General features: G+C 34.9%; 13 protein-coding genes. 3 read left to right on the top strand and 10 right to left on the bottom strand.

Features of this window, described 5'->3' with window-relative positions:
- The first annotated feature begins 16 nt into the window (after positions 1-16).
- Complete coding sequence (locus ACR1R9_RS11205; RefSeq protein ID WP_433921025.1) at positions 17-2683, top strand: discoidin domain-containing protein; 2667 nt, start codon at positions 17-19, stop codon at positions 2681-2683.
- Between the two features lie 609 nt (positions 2684-3292).
- Here the strand turns inward: ACR1R9_RS11205 and xerS are convergent.
- The 6 genes from xerS to ACR1R9_RS11175 all read right to left on the bottom strand — a co-directional run bounded on the left by xerS (position 3293) and on the right by ACR1R9_RS11175 (position 10686).
- The gene (gene xerS, locus ACR1R9_RS11200) at positions 3293-4366 is read right to left on the bottom strand and encodes a tyrosine recombinase XerS (protein WP_083679516.1); all 1074 of its coding nucleotides are present in this window, start codon (positions 4364-4366) and stop codon (positions 3293-3295) included.
- 120 nt (positions 4367-4486) lie between these two features.
- Positions 4487-5890 carry an AlbA family DNA-binding domain-containing protein gene (locus ACR1R9_RS11195; RefSeq protein WP_433921026.1) on the bottom strand — a complete coding sequence of 468 codons (1404 nt, stop codon included), beginning with the start codon at positions 5888-5890 and terminating at the stop codon, positions 4487-4489.
- A 46-nt stretch (positions 5891-5936) separates the two neighbouring features.
- Entirely contained in the window at positions 5937-6524 is a 588-nt protein-coding gene (locus ACR1R9_RS11190) for a hypothetical protein (RefSeq protein ID WP_426250386.1), read from the bottom strand.
- Positions 6525-6652: 128 nt separating this feature from the next.
- Positions 6653-7402: a hypothetical protein gene (locus tag ACR1R9_RS11185; RefSeq protein ID WP_433921027.1), complete on the bottom strand. Its 750-nt coding sequence runs from the start codon at positions 7400-7402 to the stop codon at positions 6653-6655.
- 953 nt (positions 7403-8355) lie between these two features.
- Positions 8356-9600, bottom strand: a complete 1245-nt coding sequence (locus tag ACR1R9_RS11180; protein ID WP_433921028.1) for an RES family NAD+ phosphorylase — start codon at positions 9598-9600, stop codon at positions 8356-8358.
- A gap of 723 nt (positions 9601-10323) precedes the next feature.
- Positions 10324-10686 (bottom strand): helix-turn-helix domain-containing protein, encoded by a 363-nt coding sequence (locus ACR1R9_RS11175; protein WP_426250389.1) that lies wholly within the window; start codon positions 10684-10686, stop codon positions 10324-10326.
- Between the two features lie 142 nt (positions 10687-10828).
- Between ACR1R9_RS11175 and ACR1R9_RS11170 the strand changes: the two genes are divergently transcribed.
- Positions 10829-11827 (top strand): DGQHR domain-containing protein, encoded by a 999-nt coding sequence (locus ACR1R9_RS11170; RefSeq protein ID WP_426250390.1) that lies wholly within the window; start codon positions 10829-10831, stop codon positions 11825-11827.
- Positions 11828-11847: 20 nt separating this feature from the next.
- Here the strand turns inward: ACR1R9_RS11170 and ACR1R9_RS11165 are convergent, their stop codons facing one another.
- From ACR1R9_RS11165 to ACR1R9_RS11150, 4 genes are read right to left on the bottom strand one after another with little or no spacing between them, the layout of a single operon-like run.
- The gene (locus ACR1R9_RS11165) at positions 11848-13467 is read right to left on the bottom strand and encodes a hypothetical protein (protein WP_433921029.1); all 1620 of its coding nucleotides are present in this window, start codon (positions 13465-13467) and stop codon (positions 11848-11850) included.
- A gap of 33 nt (positions 13468-13500) precedes the next feature.
- Positions 13501-14484, bottom strand: coding sequence for an ATP-binding protein (locus ACR1R9_RS11160; protein WP_076331696.1), 984 nt, complete (start codon positions 14482-14484; stop codon positions 13501-13503).
- A gap of 14 nt (positions 14485-14498) precedes the next feature.
- Positions 14499-16472, bottom strand: coding sequence for a hypothetical protein (locus ACR1R9_RS11155; protein WP_426250392.1), 1974 nt, complete (start codon positions 16470-16472; stop codon positions 14499-14501).
- Complete coding sequence (locus tag ACR1R9_RS11150; protein ID WP_433921030.1) at positions 16447-17124, bottom strand: hypothetical protein; 678 nt, start codon at positions 17122-17124, stop codon at positions 16447-16449. The genes ACR1R9_RS11155 and ACR1R9_RS11150 overlap by 26 nt, the downstream gene beginning before the upstream one ends.
- A gap of 511 nt (positions 17125-17635) precedes the next feature.
- Between ACR1R9_RS11150 and ACR1R9_RS11145 the strand changes: the two genes are divergently transcribed.
- A complete protein-coding gene (locus ACR1R9_RS11145; RefSeq protein WP_433921031.1) occupies positions 17636-18091 on the top strand; it encodes a hypothetical protein in 456 nt (151 codons plus the stop codon).
- The last annotated feature ends 18 nt before the right edge of the window (positions 18092-18109 follow it).

Below are 18109 nucleotides of genomic sequence, written 5' to 3'. Positions count from 1 at the left end.
GGAGGAGAACGAAAGCATGCGTAGAAAGTGGCCTTTTTTATTGTTGGCATTTACGTTGACCGTTGGATTGTCTGCACCTGGAACCCAGGAGGTTCGAGCGTCAGAAGGTGACTCACAGCCATCTATTGATCGTGCCGGTGAGAATCTGTCTTTGGGTACGGATGGCAGAAGCAGGCTCTATCCAAACGATTGGTATCCAGGATTTAAAGATGAACAGGGAAGGTTTCTGCATGACTTTTCGTATGCCGGTTATAAGCGCGGGGAAACAGAACTACCAAAAACGGCTAAGAACAAACGTATTGACGTTACCAAATCACCGTATTTTGCCGATCCTTCAGGGGGCCGTGACGCAACACAGGCTATTCAAAAGGCAATTGATGCTGCTGTTGCGTTAGGCGGGGGTGTCGTGTATCTTCCCAAGGGTACATATCAGGTTAACCCTCAGGACGGCAAGGATTATTCACTAAACATTCCTGCAAGTCGTGTGGTCCTGAAAGGTGACGGGATGAACAAGACTCATATCTATAATGCACAGCAAAATATGAAAAACAAGGATATTATTCGGATCGGTAACGGAGATTGGAAGAAAACCGGAATTTCTACGAAACTTCGCAAGTCGGTTACTGATCCAACCGTCCTGCTACCCGTTGAGGACACAAGCGGATTTGCGGTGAATGATTACGTGGTCATTTCATTCGAAACGACGCCGGGTTTCTTACGTGAACTTGGCATGCAAAACAAGTGGTCGTCCCGTCTCGGGAAAGTAGAACCGTTATTCTATCGCCAAATCGTGGGCGTAGATTCAGAGAACAAAACGATTACGCTAGACATTCCGACGCGTTATCCAATGAAACTCCGCGATGATATTACGATTAGTCAGACCGCAGATCCGATTGTCGAAGTAGGTTTGGAGGATTTCTCGATCGCAAACATTCAAAATGCGAAGTCGGGGCTTGGTGAAGATGACTTCAAAGTCGTTGGAACTGCTGGATATGAAGCCGATAATGCCAAAGCGGTCAATGTGATTGCAGTGGCCAACAGCTGGATTCGAAATATTAACACCTATAAGCCAACTGGCAATACAGATTACCATCTGCTATCTAAAGGGATTATTCTGGATCGTACGAAGAACGTCACAGTGGATCATGTAACCATGCAGTACCCGCAGTATCGTGGGGCAAATGGGAACGGTTATTTATATCAATTTATTGGTAATGATAATCTCATCAAGAATAGTAAGGCAATAGGAGCTAGACATAGCTTCACATATGCCAACTTCTCTGCGAACGGAAATGTCCTGCAAGGTTCGTATTCTGAGAAACCTTCATTATTAACTGATTTTCATATGTATTTAAGCATGGCAAACCTGATCGACAACCTGGTCGTTAACGGAGACGGGATCTCTGCCATTACTCGTGATTATGGATCATCCGAAACGAATCGTCATGGGGTGGTAACCACTGAAAGTGTGTTCTGGAATACGACCGGTCAGGCGGCACACCCTAGTAAATCCGGTGTTATTGTAGAATCAGAACAATTCGGGAATGGATATGTCATTGGAACCAAAGGAAAGGACACCGGCGTGAACGTCAACATTGTCGGTTCCATTCCGGATGCGAATACGCAGCCATTTGATATGGCGGAAGGCATTGGGCAGGGCGATCGTTTATCCCCGCAAAGTTTATATCAGGATCAGAGCAAGAAACGAATCAAAGATCTTCATCTGGGGCTTCAATCCCTGTTGGTGAATGGCGAAGCTATAGGGGGTATGCAGTTCTTAAGAACGGATTACGTTCATACTTTGCCTTATGGCACAACCGAAACGCCGATCATCTCTGCAAAAGCTTATGCCAAGGATGCAAAGGTTGAAATTAAGCAACCGCAGGGGACTAATGGAACCGGAGAGATCACTGTATCCTATCGGGGTCACACCCAGAACATACGAGTGAAGTTTAAGGTAGCTGATACCCCCGTACTTCCAGAGAATATCTCCATAAGTCCCAATAAAACAGTACCCGGTTGGAGAGTCGCAGGTAATGCGATCAGCGCAGGCGGAAGCGGAGAATTATCCTCGTTTCTAACATTAGATAATGAAGAGATCGTAAACATCGCAGAATTGAATGTTCCTGTGACGTACACATCAAGTGATGATACGATCGGATATACGGAAGGAACTACATTCCATGCGGTAAAAGCAGGAAAGGTCGACATCGTAGTGAGCTGCGTCTTTAATGGCGTAACGGTCGAGGCACGGGAGAAATTTGAGGTCAAAGAGCCTATGGTCGAACCGGAAGGACCGTTCGCCGTTGTAACCAAAGTTACGGCAAGTGCAGATGATGGCAATCTGCCGATCCATACGATTGATCGTGATCCAGACTCCAGATGGTCTGCAGATGGAAAGGGACAATACCTGCAGTTGGAGCTTGAGCAACAGATTCAAGTAGGGCAGGTAAGCATTCAATTCTATAATGGACATACGCGATCCAATTATTTTGATTTGGAGATATCAACTGATGGTATTAATTACCAAAAAGTATTAAGTAATGTGGCCAGTAAAAAACAGGCTGCCTATGAAACATTTGAATTTGAACCGATTCAGGCCAAATTCATTCGTTATATCGGGCAAGGCAACGAATCCAATACCTGGAACAGCATTATTGAATTTTGGGTACACGAGAATTAAAAATGACGTAGGATAAAATTAAAGAAATTTCGAGAGTCAAATATAATATGCGCTCATTATAAAGCTGGAATGAGTGCATATTATATTTAAGATAACTGAGTTGTGTGATACGACAATTATAATATGCGGGATCACATATTTATCCATACGAAATTAAAAATATCTCGGGGGTTATAAAAAGAAAAAGCCACATTTATCCATGGGATGTAAGTGTAAGTGAGTTGATTATATCTAAGGTGCAAATGATGAGGTGGTTTCGTTTAAATTATAACAACTGTTTCACAAAACTTGTATTTTGTACATATGTCCATAGATTCTCTCTTGTTGACAAGAACATTGTACTACCCGGGTTTTGTACATTGACACAAAGTTCCCTACCAAATTGACACAAAGTACCCTACTTTCATGCATTTATGTCCTTTGTCTTTAATTAACGGAGCAAATTTGGCACCTGGTAGGCAACTTTATGATGTCATTCTCCAGTCTGGTAGGCAACTTTATGTCATTCTCCAGCCTAGTAGGCAACTTTATGTGTCATTCTCCAGTCTGGTGGGTAACTTTGTGTCAATTTTCCAGTCTGGTAGGCAACTTTATGTCACTCCCTCCGGATTATTTATCCATATTATTTACAGCGCTTCTCATTTGATCATCTGTTAAGTGAGTATAAATCATTGTAGTTTGTATTGAAGAATGTCCTAGTTGATTCTTTAATTTTGGGACATCATTATTCTCAATATGATAACGTGTGGCAAATGAATGCCTCAAAGAATGAACCGTCAAAGCCGGCTTTCCAAAGGCTGTTGCATATTTCTCAACAAGTTTTTCTATAGAACGTTGTGTTAAACGTCTATTTTTACCTTTGCGTCCTACAGGTGCTGCAATAAACAAAAATCTTTCATTTTTTTCTGGGGTATATCTTGTTTCCCTTATCTGCAGGTAATTCTCAATATCTAGGGATGCTTGGCTGCTAAAGTAAACATATTGCTCTTTTCCCCCTTTTCGGACTACTCTTACTGATGATTTCGTCAGATCTAAATCCTCAAGATTGATTCCGGAAACTTCTGATAATCTAAGTCCTGATCCTAAGATTAATGAAATTATTGCCGTATCTCGTTCACGATTAAACTGATGGAAATGAATGATACGTTTGTTTGTTTTGTTTAATTCGCCAAAATCGTATGCTACAAACACTCTGAAAGCTTCAAAATCATTTTCTCTCAGTATTTTTCCTTCCATACGATTCGCGATCGTTTCCTGACTTTCTTTTACTGCATTTAAGTCCATTTTAGCCATAACATTTCGTTGTATATAAGGCTTTAAATCAATTGTTTCGGCTTTATTCTGTAAGTAATCAAATAAGGACTTAAGAGAAGAAAGCTTACGGTTTATTGTTAGCTTATTATTCCCAAGTTGATACTCCAAAAAAGACAAAAAGCTTTCTGTTTCACGTATCGTTAATGTTTCTAGCGTGGATAATTCAATTTCTGTTCTTTTTTGAACTGTGGTAAAGTTCTCTGTAATCAGCCAATCAAAAAAGATTATATAATCGTGGCAGTAATTAAGAAGTGTTGAGGCAGAGAGCTTACGCTTCTTACTGTCAATAAATTCAGTAACATACCAAGGTAATTCACTCAATTTATCGTCAATTCGACCCATAAGGTGTAATTTAGCTTGTTTATCCAAAAACAACCACCCCCAAATGAATATAACTTTTAAGTAATTATTCGTCAAATTATTATTTTACGTAATTATATTTCCGTCTCAAATGGGTACAATTAACTGAACTTGTACCGCGATTTGAGTTTAGTCTCTCTCTTTCTCGCTGCTTATAAATTCGTCAAATGTTTTTCGGTTACAAAACTCCACTTTCAAATTTTGACGATCATAATCTCTATATCGTACAACTTTATTTTGTACTTCATATATAAAATTATACTCGATGTGTATTTTTCCCTCTGAGGTTTTTATAGTTTTAATCAATTCTGAAATGAATTTACATACAAAGTCGGTATTACTATAAATGAGTCTTGTTTTAATTTTTTCATTTAGAAATTTTTCATTCTCTTCTGGGGTTTTCTCTATTTCTTTGTAGTACTGGATTTTTAAATGTTGCTTAAATTTATTGTATTGATGATTACTTAAATCTAATAGATATTCTTCAAAAGTTTGAAATATTATTGTATTTTCGTTAACCAAACTATCAATATCTCTATCACTAGGCTTATACGTTCCTCTCTCACTGAATAGCCACTTTTTAAAATGTGAGAATTTTCTAGCTAAATCACTAATTATAGTGTTAAACGCACTCCCAAAACCATATTCGTATAAGTCAACTTTACCAGTAGTCTTTTCTAAAATTATATAAGTTATCAAAGGGTTGTGAATAAATGGCTTCTCCATGCCTACTGTGGTTTGAAAAAAATAATCATGAGGGAGATCGAAAATTTCTACAGCACGTATTAAGTGTTCAATTTTAGGAAATCTTCTACCTTCAAAATACTCATCAATAGCAGCAATTTCAAACCCCAATAAAATTCCTATTTCATACTTAGTATATTTAGACTGGTGAAATCTATAGATGGTGTTTAACTTTTCAGCAAATTTAGAAACACTGAATTGAAATTCCCCCTTGTAGAACGCATCCTCTTCTTTAAACATAGAATATTCTGATTTTTTGTCTTTTAAAAATTCTATATCCTCGGCTTTTAAATCATATTTCCCTAAAACGCTAACTTTATGAATCAACAAATTAATATCATCAATATTAGCTTTTATTGAGCTAGTGTTCCGACGAAAATAGATGGTATGTTCACTTACAATTGGTTTACCTTTTTCGTTATATAAATCAATTGGTGATACTAAAACTTTGTCAGAATCATGTACATATAATAAACCCACAACTTTATCAAATTCATCATGAATGGTATAGTAATTCAAGTCAAATAAAACTTGTTCACCCAACACACTTATTATTTTTTCGCCTAATGATGTAGGATCGATTTTTTTTTCGATTCCTATGATTCTAGAGTTATCATCCACACCTAGTACTAGCCAGCCACCTCCACTATTTGAAAAAGCTAATATATCTTTTAGTAAATTTGCAAATGCAATATTGGGACTTATATGTATGTCTCTTTTATAATCCCATTTGTTGTTCTCTGTTCCTAATCCAACTAATTCAAAAAATTTGTCTTGAGAGTTATACATGTTAATCACTCTTCCCTATAAATGCTTGTTTTTATAATACTGAATCTTATAACATTGGAGAGCCGTTTACTACCAAAGAAAAAAAAGGATTAGGCGTATTCGCATGAAAGTCTAGTAAATATCCTTTTCTAATCATCTTCTCATTCAAAGTTTTATATGTATCGGTATTAATCACTATAAACTCCGTTGTTTCAGCCAAATTAGGTTTTGATCTACCATCTCTAGATATATAATCAGAGTATGGGATATCCAGTCTTTCATGCAAATCTAATCTCTGGGGTGTGGTCATAAATAATTTTGAGTACTTAACAGCAGATTGACTTCGTTCTTGCTGAGTACGATTCCACCAAAACTTTTCAAAATACTCAGCTATCTGATGTTCATGTTCATTAAAATTACTAATTACATTCCAATCTTTTCTGAAATAAGAATCGGCAATGTTGATCTTATCCCTGTATCGTTCTCTTCTTTCATGAAGTATTTGTTCTAACTTCAGTTCTTCAGTTTTATTCCGTAACTTTTCAGTAAAAGAAGGTAGAGTAGATCTTCTTTTATTTTTATCATATGCTCGTATGACTTCTCTCGCAGTTGACCTAGCTAATGCCCTTATTAAAATATCAATTAACTTAGCCAAAGTTACTCCTCCATGAAAATATATTCTAATCTAGCGATACCTGTTAAACTACTACTCATTTGCAAGCATACACGCTCTCAAGAGAATTTTAAATCCTCTACAGCCTCTAACCCCGTTTATCAAAACTATCACTTGAAAAGTCCATATAATTTGCGTAAAGTTTCAAGACTATTTTTATGAGGTTTCAGTTTACTCATCTGGGACAAACAAACATACACTTTTGTTTGTTCATAAAAGTTTAAGGCTAATGTTTGTGCCCCAAACCCGTCTACAGGGCTAAATTGATATTGAAAAATTAGAGGATTTCTTCCTTTTATTTGTGTTTTCCAATGTTTCTGTTCATTCTCAATCATTATTATTGCGTTTTGAATAAATTGATTTGATTCTAATGACTCTTTGTTTTGGGATAAAAACATATTCGATAAGACAAGGCATTCTCCAATGTGTTGAACTCTATACTCGTGGTAGTAGAGTGCGCGTGCAATTGCCTCAAAAGAGTAACTTAATCGAGGAACTTCTATATTAACTAGCGAAACTGGAAATTCTTGTCCTTTCATTTTTAAATTAAAATTTTTCTGAACTTGTAGTAAATTTTTATTATACTTCAAAGATCGCCGCAATTTTGTATTTGTGTGTGCATAAGCTATTATATTATTCCCTACTCTTGCAGTTAAACAAGCCATAAGATATTCATCTTCACCAGATTTTAATGAGTTATGCTCATCGCAGGAAGGAACAGTGATTAGTTCAGAGCGAAAGGACTGATTAAATATTTTTTTAACATCTTTATCTGCTGGAAAGAGGCAACGAGGTGGAACATGCTCACGTGATATAGCTTGTTTTCCGCACCAATAACATTGCTGTTCAGATTGATTCAACGTCCATCCTCCTTTTAGGTTTACTGCATTTTTTTCAACAAGTAACTTAAATAATTATTCAACTATATCGTAAGCTATTTCAACAATTTCTTTCTCATCTAACTTCTCGTATTTTTATTAGGCACTAGCCTATAAACGTGAGGAGCTGGAGTGTGAATATATAATTCGCATTTTTTTGAATCACCGTATTTGTCTGAACTCAGTAAACTTTTGATATTACTCTATAAGGATTGTCATAATTCACGTTACGTAAATAAAGAAATAACTAGATTTCTAAGGATCCCATAAATCCCAATATCTCATCAGAATTCTGAGTATTAACTAAGATCGATACTTTATAATTATATCATCAATATACTTCGTTGGCTCGGTTTGTATCTTCCTTCCTGCTTGCTTTGCAAGAGCTTGGCTATGTTTTGTTTTCCCACAACTACGGTAACACCGCTTCAAACGTCATCCTCATCAATCTCAGGCACTCCGTGTGTCTAACTTCCAGTGGCTCTGTCCAATACTCTCTCTAAAGAGTGCTTTATCTTTGCTTCCCCGGATAATCTTCATGCATTACCTTCAAGCTCTGCGGGCTTTCATATTTTTTGCTTAACGCCCTGTGAGATCTATCTACCCTGCTAAGAGCGATAACATTACACTTATTCATTATCACATCTTTTAACAATTGATAACGGCAATCAATATTGGGTATTGCTTTCTTTAAAATTTTTGTCCCCCACTCCACCTTGTATGTGATTTCTGTTCCTCAGTCTTAGGGTTGCCAAAGGCCTTTCTTCATATTCTACCTCAAGGCGGATACCCTGGCTTTTATGCTGCTAAGCCTATAACGGACTTTCAAGGCCAAGTTATCCCTATACCGACCGAACAAACTAAAAAAGGCTGTAAGGATTTCTCCAGACAACCTTAAATTAAAGTCGTTTTAAACAGATTTCAACATTACTATGCTATATTTCGATCTCATAGTTTATTTTTATTTTCAATCGTTGAACCTGATTAATGTTCATATCATCAGTCATTTTATAATTTAAAATAGCGTAGTTTGTATAATCTTCACCTCGTACTCCTTTATATGAAATACCATGATATCCTATTTCCTTGCAACACTCAGCAATATAATTAGTTAAAGCATAATCCGAATTGTATATACCCTCATTATTTGAGCTTTCTCGTACCAAATCGTTAAACTTATAAAACAATCTATCAATATCAAGCATTATTAAAGGCCGTCTTATGTGAACGTAAGCAATACATATATCTTGTTTGGCTGTAGGATTAATTTCATAAGGAATCGAATCAATATTATCACAACAGTACAATACTGAACTTCCAACAGGATTAAACCTTCCGTGACTGGCCCATGACTGCGGAGGATTCCACATCTGGTCTATTCCATGATCTTTGCTATTTTTCGTGACTGTTCTACCTCTAAAGACGATTGTACCGATTCTTAATACTCCATAATGAGCCTTATCAAAATGTGTTTTAAGCAGTTTAAAGATAGATTGGCCAACGTTATGAAAATAGCCTAGCATATGATTAGCTCTTAAATATTTCGCGAATTCGAATAAATCTTCTGTATTAATGTCCATACCATAATCAGATGCAAAGTCTCGAATTTTAGAATACTTAATAATTTTATAAAATTGCTCGATATCGTTATCCGAATATACATTGTCTTCTCTAAAAAACTTATATTCAGATCTTGTTCTATCTGTTTGAGGGTCATATCTGTTATAACCAAATCCACAATTTTGACATTTTAACATTAACAATAGATTCTCTTTCGTTTTAAATTCAAGTAGATAATATATTAAGTTGTCTACTGGTTGACCTAATGCTGCGAGATTCCGTACATCGTTATCGCTAAGATCATAAAGCCCCTTGTAGTGAGAGTCATCTTTAATTACTTTGTCAATAAATGCTCCTTCGCAATTAAAACAATAATGAATCTTCTTCGAAATGCTTTCGGATATAGCCCTTAGAGAAATTTCAAAAAAGTTATCTTCAGATATGTAATATTCATTCTGAGCAATCTCTTTTTGACATTTACAGTTTAATTCATCATCTTTACCGACTTGATCAAAATAAGAATTTAAGAAATGTGATTCTATTTCCATTACAGCATCTCTAAGTGTCTTATTTTTTTGATTTCCTTTGAAACATGTATTGCATTGAAGATTTATATACATATAGTGATTCACCTTTTCTAGTAGTAGCATTATTCTGACTCTAATTCTAAGCAGTATATGAATATCTTAAAACTGCTTTGATCTGTGTTTCACTTTGAATTACTAATTGAGTGATTTTGAAATATTAAAATCTTCTCAGATTTGACACCTATGGTGGGTAGTTAATGATATTAAAATAACTTGCGAATGTAGCCAATTAAACATCTTAATCAGAATTATTAGCATAATCATGCCCCCTATTTTGTTGCTAGCCTTCTAGTGTGATTAGAATATCGTCCAAAATAGAAATCAGATTGTTACGCTGCCCGAGTTTCTTATAAACAAAAATTTCAGTGAATTCTTTGCAGAGGTTTTTCCAAGACGTTCAATTTTCAATTTTGAATAGAGGTTATGCTCTATTAGATATTCTGTAATAAGGTGAACCTGGAGTTCATGGAAACCGTCAATCCACTTACCTTTTTCTGTTGTAACTGAGAACTCTCTATTAAGTGTAATCCGAGCTTTATTATTGAACTCTTTATGTAAATAAACAACGAACACATAAAGAATCATGATCGTCCAATTTGCTGTTGATAACAGTATTAGTAGAAAAATTGAAATTGGCAGGGTTAACATACATGTAATCATATATCCCCAGAATAAAACGGCTATTCTTTTAAATAAGTACACGCGCCCTTACTTTATTCATGTAATAGTCAAGTAATCTGTTTTTCATTTCCTCCTCTATTTCTTTAAATTTTTTAAATTATCGATTGTTTTGAGTATGTCATTCACGAAAGTCTCAACTATTTTAATTTCTTCAATATCTCTCTTTACGAGAAGTGCATTGATTCGATCTAGAATTTCGTACGCTTCTTTGTTGGACAAATCATTGTCATAATTACGGAATAATTCTTCAGGTGTTATATCTAATGCTTCTATTAGTTTATGCAGGGTATCCAAAGAAATGTTTCTCTCCCCTTTTTCAATCCCACCAATATAAGGCTGTGGGAGATCTACTTGTTCTCCTAAATTAGCTTGAGTCAATCCCTTTGATTTTCTTAAAGATTTTATTCGTGCGCCTACAAAAGCATTAATTTTTATCATAAGTACAATCACCTCTCACTTAAGAGTAGGTGTACTTATGCATGAAATAAATATACTTAAACTATATATTACCATTGTTATTTATATAATTTAAGATATATATTTACTAAGAAATACTAAACATTCTATGGGAGTGAATCTAATGAGACAATTACCTCATCAAATAGTTATAGAAAATGTAGTACAAACAAAAATGAGGGGGAAAATCACTTATCAAAGCTCGTTTCCAACCTCCATTGCTATGAATCTAACTTATGTTAAGCCATTCAACGACCCCTCCGGGAAAGGATATCAACGGCCAGTAGATCCAAAGCGTGTTGATGAATTTGCATTATATCTTTCCAGAGGCGAAAACGCATTATTCACACCAATTTTATTGAATGCAGCTGGTATGTGGGAGTTTACAGCTTATGATTCTACTAGACCAATGTTCGGTAGGTTATTTTGTAAGAGTAAAGCATCTTTAATGGATGGACAGCATCGACTTGGTGGGATTAAACGTTATATCGAAGAAACTCAATCAGAACTTAATGTTCCTTTCATGGCATTTCATTTTTTAGATGACGATGAAGAAATTCAACTCTTCGATATTATTAATACAAAAGCCAAAGGAATTGGAACCTCTTTGAGCAAATTCCTGAAAAGAGAATCAGATGAATTAAGTTGGCAAGCTACTGAGCTATTAATATTAAAAGACAGTCCTTTCTATCACATTGGTAGCATCACGGGTAAACGTAGTAAAGGAAGGCATATTACTCTTCAAAATCTTTATCGCATGTTAAAATACTTTTTTAAAGACACTGAGACTACAAATTTATCAAAACATGAAAAGGTGGATCTTGTACTTGGATTTTTCAATATAATGCGTCAAGAATATCCTCATGAATGGATGAACTATAAAGAATATAAACTTACTCATATTGTATGTTTGGATGCGTTAGCAATGGCTGCATCCAAGGCGTTGTCTAACTGTAAGAAAGAAAACTCAACACAAATAGACCATCAAAAGTTTATCAAGTCAGCAAAGCGCCTGAAAAAGATTGACTGGTCTGTTAGTGGGCCTTTCAAATATTTAAAAGGTATCTCTAGCTCGAAAACGTTAGCTTCAGAATTGATTGAAATTATGGAATTAGAAAACTGATGTCTAAACAATCCTTAGTTTCATCGGCTGTCTGCTCTGTTTATGGCAATCCGCATCGGATGAAACGATTTTTCATTGGTTGTTCTTCTTTTGGATCTTCTAGTCGGATAAGGACATATTACTTCTTTTTCTGATAAAAAGTGATTAAGGGTTTTTTGATCCCAGAACTTTTGTACTTCATCAGAATGATTATCTGGAAGAGAAAAGGCGAGTATAGATTCCTTCAAGGTTAAATCTTTATTATCAGTCAATGTACTGATCGATTCGGTAAGAAATAATTTAAAAAGATGAATAAAAAGATAGCTATACATGTGTGAAATCAACCATTTTATATTTGAATAATTTGTGTGTTTCAAAGGATACTTAATTCGGTAAATTTCCATAATATCAAAAATAGGATCCTGATCTAAGAAGCCTAAGAATGAAACTTCTGCAGAAGAAAAACGTGATCTATTATAAGGTTTAGCATCTACGTCATAATAATGCTCAAGCTTCTTAATTGTTTGTCTCCACTTTATATAAGCATATGCATATGGACAAACAGGAATATCCGCACCATCTATTGTTTTTGAAACGGTAGTATAACGCTTTATACAACTCTTGTGTTTACTTAAAATAGTTTTTCTTAAGTGTTTTGCAATCGAACCGAATATAGTATCCTTCATATCTCGAAATTCTTTCATCACAATATTTTGTTGGTCTGCGAATGGAGTAATCAAATTTTTCACTGTATTTATATCTTCAAAGTTACCTTGAAACCCTGTGCTATACTTCTCTACAAAATACGGAATATTATTGATTTTTTTTAGGTGCTTTGAGATTTTCACACTATAATTTTGTTGGGGTGTTAATTCTGAGGTGTTATCATTCTTTATATAATTTAAATAGAAGTTTAATAGCTGTGGGGTCTCGTTTATTACAGTATAAGGGTATAAATAGATAGAGCTAATGGCTTTTTGCTGTAGCTGATTAAGACTCAACCACTCTATAACAAGTCCGTCTGACAATTCGTTACTTTTGTATGTCTTCCAATGGGTCCCCAACAATACATTTGCATGAAATTTCTTATAGCGATGACCACATATACAGGTTAAGGCTGATTCGAAGTTAGCCTGATTCTTAAACAATTCATAAGGGTATTTAATCGAGCATTGGGGACACTGGTCATGTAATGGAGTTTGATGAAAGGGACATTGTTGGAATAATTCAAATTGGTGTAACATACTATGATATCCATTACTTAAACACTCATCACAAAAAGTTAGACATTTTCTCCAGTACCGATATTCTGCGAGGGTTTTTCTCTTTTCTCTTAACTCTCCATCGTGCAAAAAACCAGACAAGTTTCTGATTAAATCAGCATTATATCCTTTTAGTGAGAATCCTAAAATTTCTATAAATTTTCCATCATCAAAACTAGGCATCAAATACAAATTATGATTTCTTGTACCGATAACTGTTCTCTTTTTTTTGATCTCTGGCGTACCAAATAAATGAAAATAGTCCTGCTTATTAAGTAAGTTAGTGAATTGAATTTTTTGAAAAATAGACCAGGGAGATTCAAACTCAGATATCCAATCTGTATTCCAAGTGATTGAACCATCTGGCTTTGATAAGTAAACCTTTAATTCAGGAATCATCTTTAACCACCTTTTCAAATCGAACTGATATATCTAAATTAAGTCGTTGTACAGCTCATTTTCGATATAACCCGACTTACCTAATGAGTCTAACCAATGGCTAGACGTCAAATGGTCAACATTTTTACCTAAGACACCGTATTTTTTAAAAGCATATTCTATAGTAAGCGTTAAATATTGCATCGGTATCTCTAAAGGTTTAGTAATTCCTTTTTCTTTTCTAATATTGGATATAGTAGAAAATAGCTCCTCAGTGGATGATTCTAAACGAAATCCTTGCTCATATGCATCTGGAAAGAAGAATCTTGTGTAGGACCAACCACTATTTGTAGGGTATTCAGATAAAGAGTCATAACCGACTAAACAGGTTTGCAGCTCATCTTTTGTTCTTACGCCTGAGAATTTGTATTCATGAACCATAAAGCGACCAACAATTTGTCCCATTTTTGAAGCAATAAAACCTGATCTAACATGCTTTAATTCTTCTTGGCCAACTAAGATAACTGTCATGCTAATTCCGAATTCTTTCAAATAATTATAAATATCCATTAAAATATTGTATTGAACTGGAACAAGACGCTGGGCATCATCAATAAATAGAATTAACCTTTTACTTCCTGAACTCTCGACTATCTCTTGAAGATATTTTTTTAATCTTTCAGCTTTCATAGTTTTTCTTCCTGAGAAAGGGATTCCGTGTCCAAACTGTACCAATAATTCTTCATAGAAAGTGGTTTCATTAATTCTTGAATTTTGCTCACATTTAAATTTTAGAATAGGAAGCTTCTCACCAAAATCTATTGGTAGTTCCTTTGTTAAGTAGTCGATGGCCCAAGTCTTTCCTAATCTAGGTCTGCCATAGGCTATTCCGCCTGGTGCTCGGTTTTCAATCCATTGCTTAATATTTTTGTACATTCTTCTCACTTCTTTAGTGCCTATGAAGTAAATTCCAGTTTCGATGGGATGAGTCTTTGGGGGTACATATGGCCTGTTTATATCTGAAACATCGATATTCATCAGAAATCTTCCTTTCAAAAGTTGTAAGTTCGAAAAATTCGATCATCGTCATCGTCTTCTTCAATAAATAAACTGTTTACATCCCCTGTTGACTGGACATCTGGAGCAAAGAATTGCTCTTCTTCTTTTTCATGCTTATTTGTAGATGCTGCTTCGGCTTTGTTTAGTTCCCTTTGTAATTGTGCGATATGATTTCGTTCTCTCTTTCCAGTCTTAGCTTTAGATGCTTTATACTCATAGTAGATTTGAAATGGATCTTGATAAGTAGTAAAGAATATTTTCCTTTCATTCTTTAATTTATTTATAGCCTTCCTTGTTCGTAATGAATGAGGTGTTATCCCCCAAATGCCATATGCAGTAAGGTATCCAAACTCACTACCATCACTCAAAAATACTTTTACTGTTCGTATATCATCAACGTTTACCACAATTGTTAATTCCGTGCCGATCAGGTGAGGACTATTACTAAGAATATCGCTTTGATATCGAACCCCTTCATAATTTATGAATGGTCGTTTTCCTTTTTCTATATTCCCACTCACTCTTCTTTTAGTTTGAATCATAAAAAAAATGGCGTCTTTTCTTTTTTCTGGTTCAAGTACTCTTGGTTCCATCCCTCTTTCAATTCGTTGTTTCATCAATTGAAGAGGAGAAAAGTTTCTAATTCCACTATGGGGAATACCATTATAATCAGAAACTAGAATATGAGTTAACTCCTCTAGTTCTGATAAAGAAATATCAAACTTTTTTGCTTGTTGTTCTGGATTTTTACGAAGAGGATCAGAAGGATTGCTTCCAGTGGTACTCACTAATTTATGGTATCCAAGCACTTCAAGGGAACGGAATAATCTTTCAATAATGCCTCTTACTTCTGGAGCCTCGACCGGCCCAGGATTTAGAGTACAACGAACTACTTCATAAAGACGATCGGTTACGATATTTGATAAATTTGCTTTACCGTTGTCATAGCTGAATTCATCCCAAAGAGCCCATGCCGTTTCTGGAATTTCAGCCGAAGGTATACCACCTTTAGGATCATAATCGATACCAGGTATCGAGAATTTTCTTTTTTCATAAGGGGTTACTGTATTGCGAATACAATGCAAAACATCGTCTTTGTTATATTCTTTATTTACACAGAGGTGATGACCTAATATTGCTCGAGTTGCTACATCAACTATTACAAGAAGCCATACCCGCTCCACAACTTCTGTAAATAAGTCTCCTTCAGGGGTTTTAAATGTGATAGTAAACATCGCATCAATCTTATGCCCATCAAACTGAACGCGTTGAAAAGGCTTTTGTAATATCAATTCATGTTTTGGAGATGTTCCCATCCGTGATTGCCTGGCTGCTTCTTTTCCGTAACGCTTTGCACCTTCTGAAAAATGATTATTCTCAATTTTTTTAAAGAAACGGTATAATGATCGATATCCTTTATCATTTGTATTAAACGGATAGTCATGTATTCCTATACCATTCTTTTTGCACAAACTTAGGAATAATCTATGGATCCCATCAGTCGAGATTGTGGGCATTGTAGAATTTTTTCCTTTTCGTCTTAAATATGCTGAAGTGATCTTCTCTCTAATTTCTGGATATTGTTCAAGGAGTTGATTGAAGGCCCCACTTAATTTGGGCTGTTCCTGTTGTGGGAGAAAAGTTGTGGTTGCACTTCTATCATACTTTTTGGTTCTCTTATGAGGGATTAATGCTCTAAATCCCCAGATAGCTTCAGTTATTGGATCAAATTCTAAACACTTCTTTATGAAAATAATTAATTCTTTTTTACTTACGCCTGTTTGTTCTGTGATTTTTTCTAAAGTTACTTCTTCGTGAAGCATGTATAGGTTCACTGCAGCTTCTCGTTTTTTGAATATCTCTCTATCTTCAGGTTGAAGTTGCATGATATTAACAATTGGCCATTTTGAGATGTCTTTATGTTTCGGATCAATATTTATACTATCTAAGATACGTCTTCTCGACATTCAACTGCACCTCCGTCAATCCACAGAGTAAATCCTGTTCTTTATTAAAAGTAAGTATCTCATGGAGGATTAATGCAAATATAGAATTCCTAATTATGACAGGATGATATTTAGATTGAATAGATTTTTCTAAATCACGAATTGTCATAGGGCCGTTTAAAGCTGATCTATAAATCAGCTCATATACTTCTGGTTTTATTTCAGAAAGTGGAGTGAAAAATGGAATCAACGTTTTTTTATTTGTAATAATAGTGGGATTTTGTCGTATATCTTCTTCTGTTAGAACACAATGTGTCTTGTTATTATCTGCGCACCATATTTTTTGAGCATACATTTCATTAATTGCTTGTTCGCTTGAACGTTTGTTATCCGGATCTATTTCATAGGAGTAACGTATAAACACAAACTTTTCTTCACTTTCTGATTTAATCCACATATCAAAAACTGTTTCAACAACTTTACCTGCAATAGATACATTTATTTTCAACGGTCTTTCACAGTAACTCATTACGGAAATATCGGATTCCGTCAGAACCCAGTGATCATATTGAAGTGAATTGTATAGTCTAACCTCTCTATTTAACCTTCTACTAAATACAAAAAATCTATTCCTACCCATTTCATTTTTTATCTTATTAATTGGTGAATACAAAATACACACCCCTCCAAAATTTGTGCTTTAATCACAATATTTTATATTCAAGTTCAAATTCAGTACTCCTTTGTCAGTAAAACACTTTTTTTTGTCGAGTGTTAAATAAATTGGGGGCTTCTTGAATCTAACTAGATGTTCGTTTCTTTTAACTTCGTTTCTACTTCAGGTGAGGAGTGAAAATAACACTATGCGCTTGATTTGCTGCATCAAAATAGTTATCAGTCCAAGCAATTTTGTACTAAGAAAAAAGGGTCTTGTAAACCATTGTCGAAATTTAAAGGACAAAACCAGAAAAACTGAGGAAGTAAAAAGCATGACTAAGCCATATGGGATTATTGAAAGTACAAGGGACTTTTCTTTAACTTTGCCATCTCAACAAATTGTCACTTATTCCTCGTTTATTAAATTTTCATATTCCTCGTTCCGAATATAAGTAGGTCTATTAAAATAATTTCTAATCGTGCATTATGAGATTGGGTATTAAAGTCAATAATTTTGGAGGATGATCATGTTGTTGTGGAATATTGTCCTGGGCTTTATTATTCCTGTTGTTATTGGAGGATGGATTTTACGTAAAAATTTAAACATTCTTATTGTTTTTTATCCTCTTGGTGTAGCAACATCTGCTTTTATCAATAGTGTTGGTTTTAATTTCTTTTGGAATATCCTCCCTAACACAAATAACCAATCCTATGCTGCCCTACCTATGGATTTAGGTATATTACCCGATTTCTGGTTGTCTGATGATGTACACCATTCATGTAAGGGGATCAAATCTTGGCCAGTAATTTTGTTAACTTCCGTTATTTTAACCTTAATGGAGTGGTTCGCCAAAGAATCGGGCAAAATTTTATATTTCAACGGTTGGAACATTTACTGGACATTCCTATCGTACTTAGTTCCGTTAATATTAGTCTTTTCATATGGATATTTTTTCAATATAAGATTTAAATATTGGAACTAACCAGGCCATTTTAGGTGA

It is taken from the genome of Paenibacillus taichungensis (assembly GCF_050994985.1).
GTDB lineage: Bacteria > Bacillota > Bacilli > Paenibacillales > Paenibacillaceae > Paenibacillus > Paenibacillus taichungensis.
The sequence above is the reverse complement of the archived record's forward strand: the minus strand, read 5'-3'. Positions and strand labels throughout refer to the sequence as shown.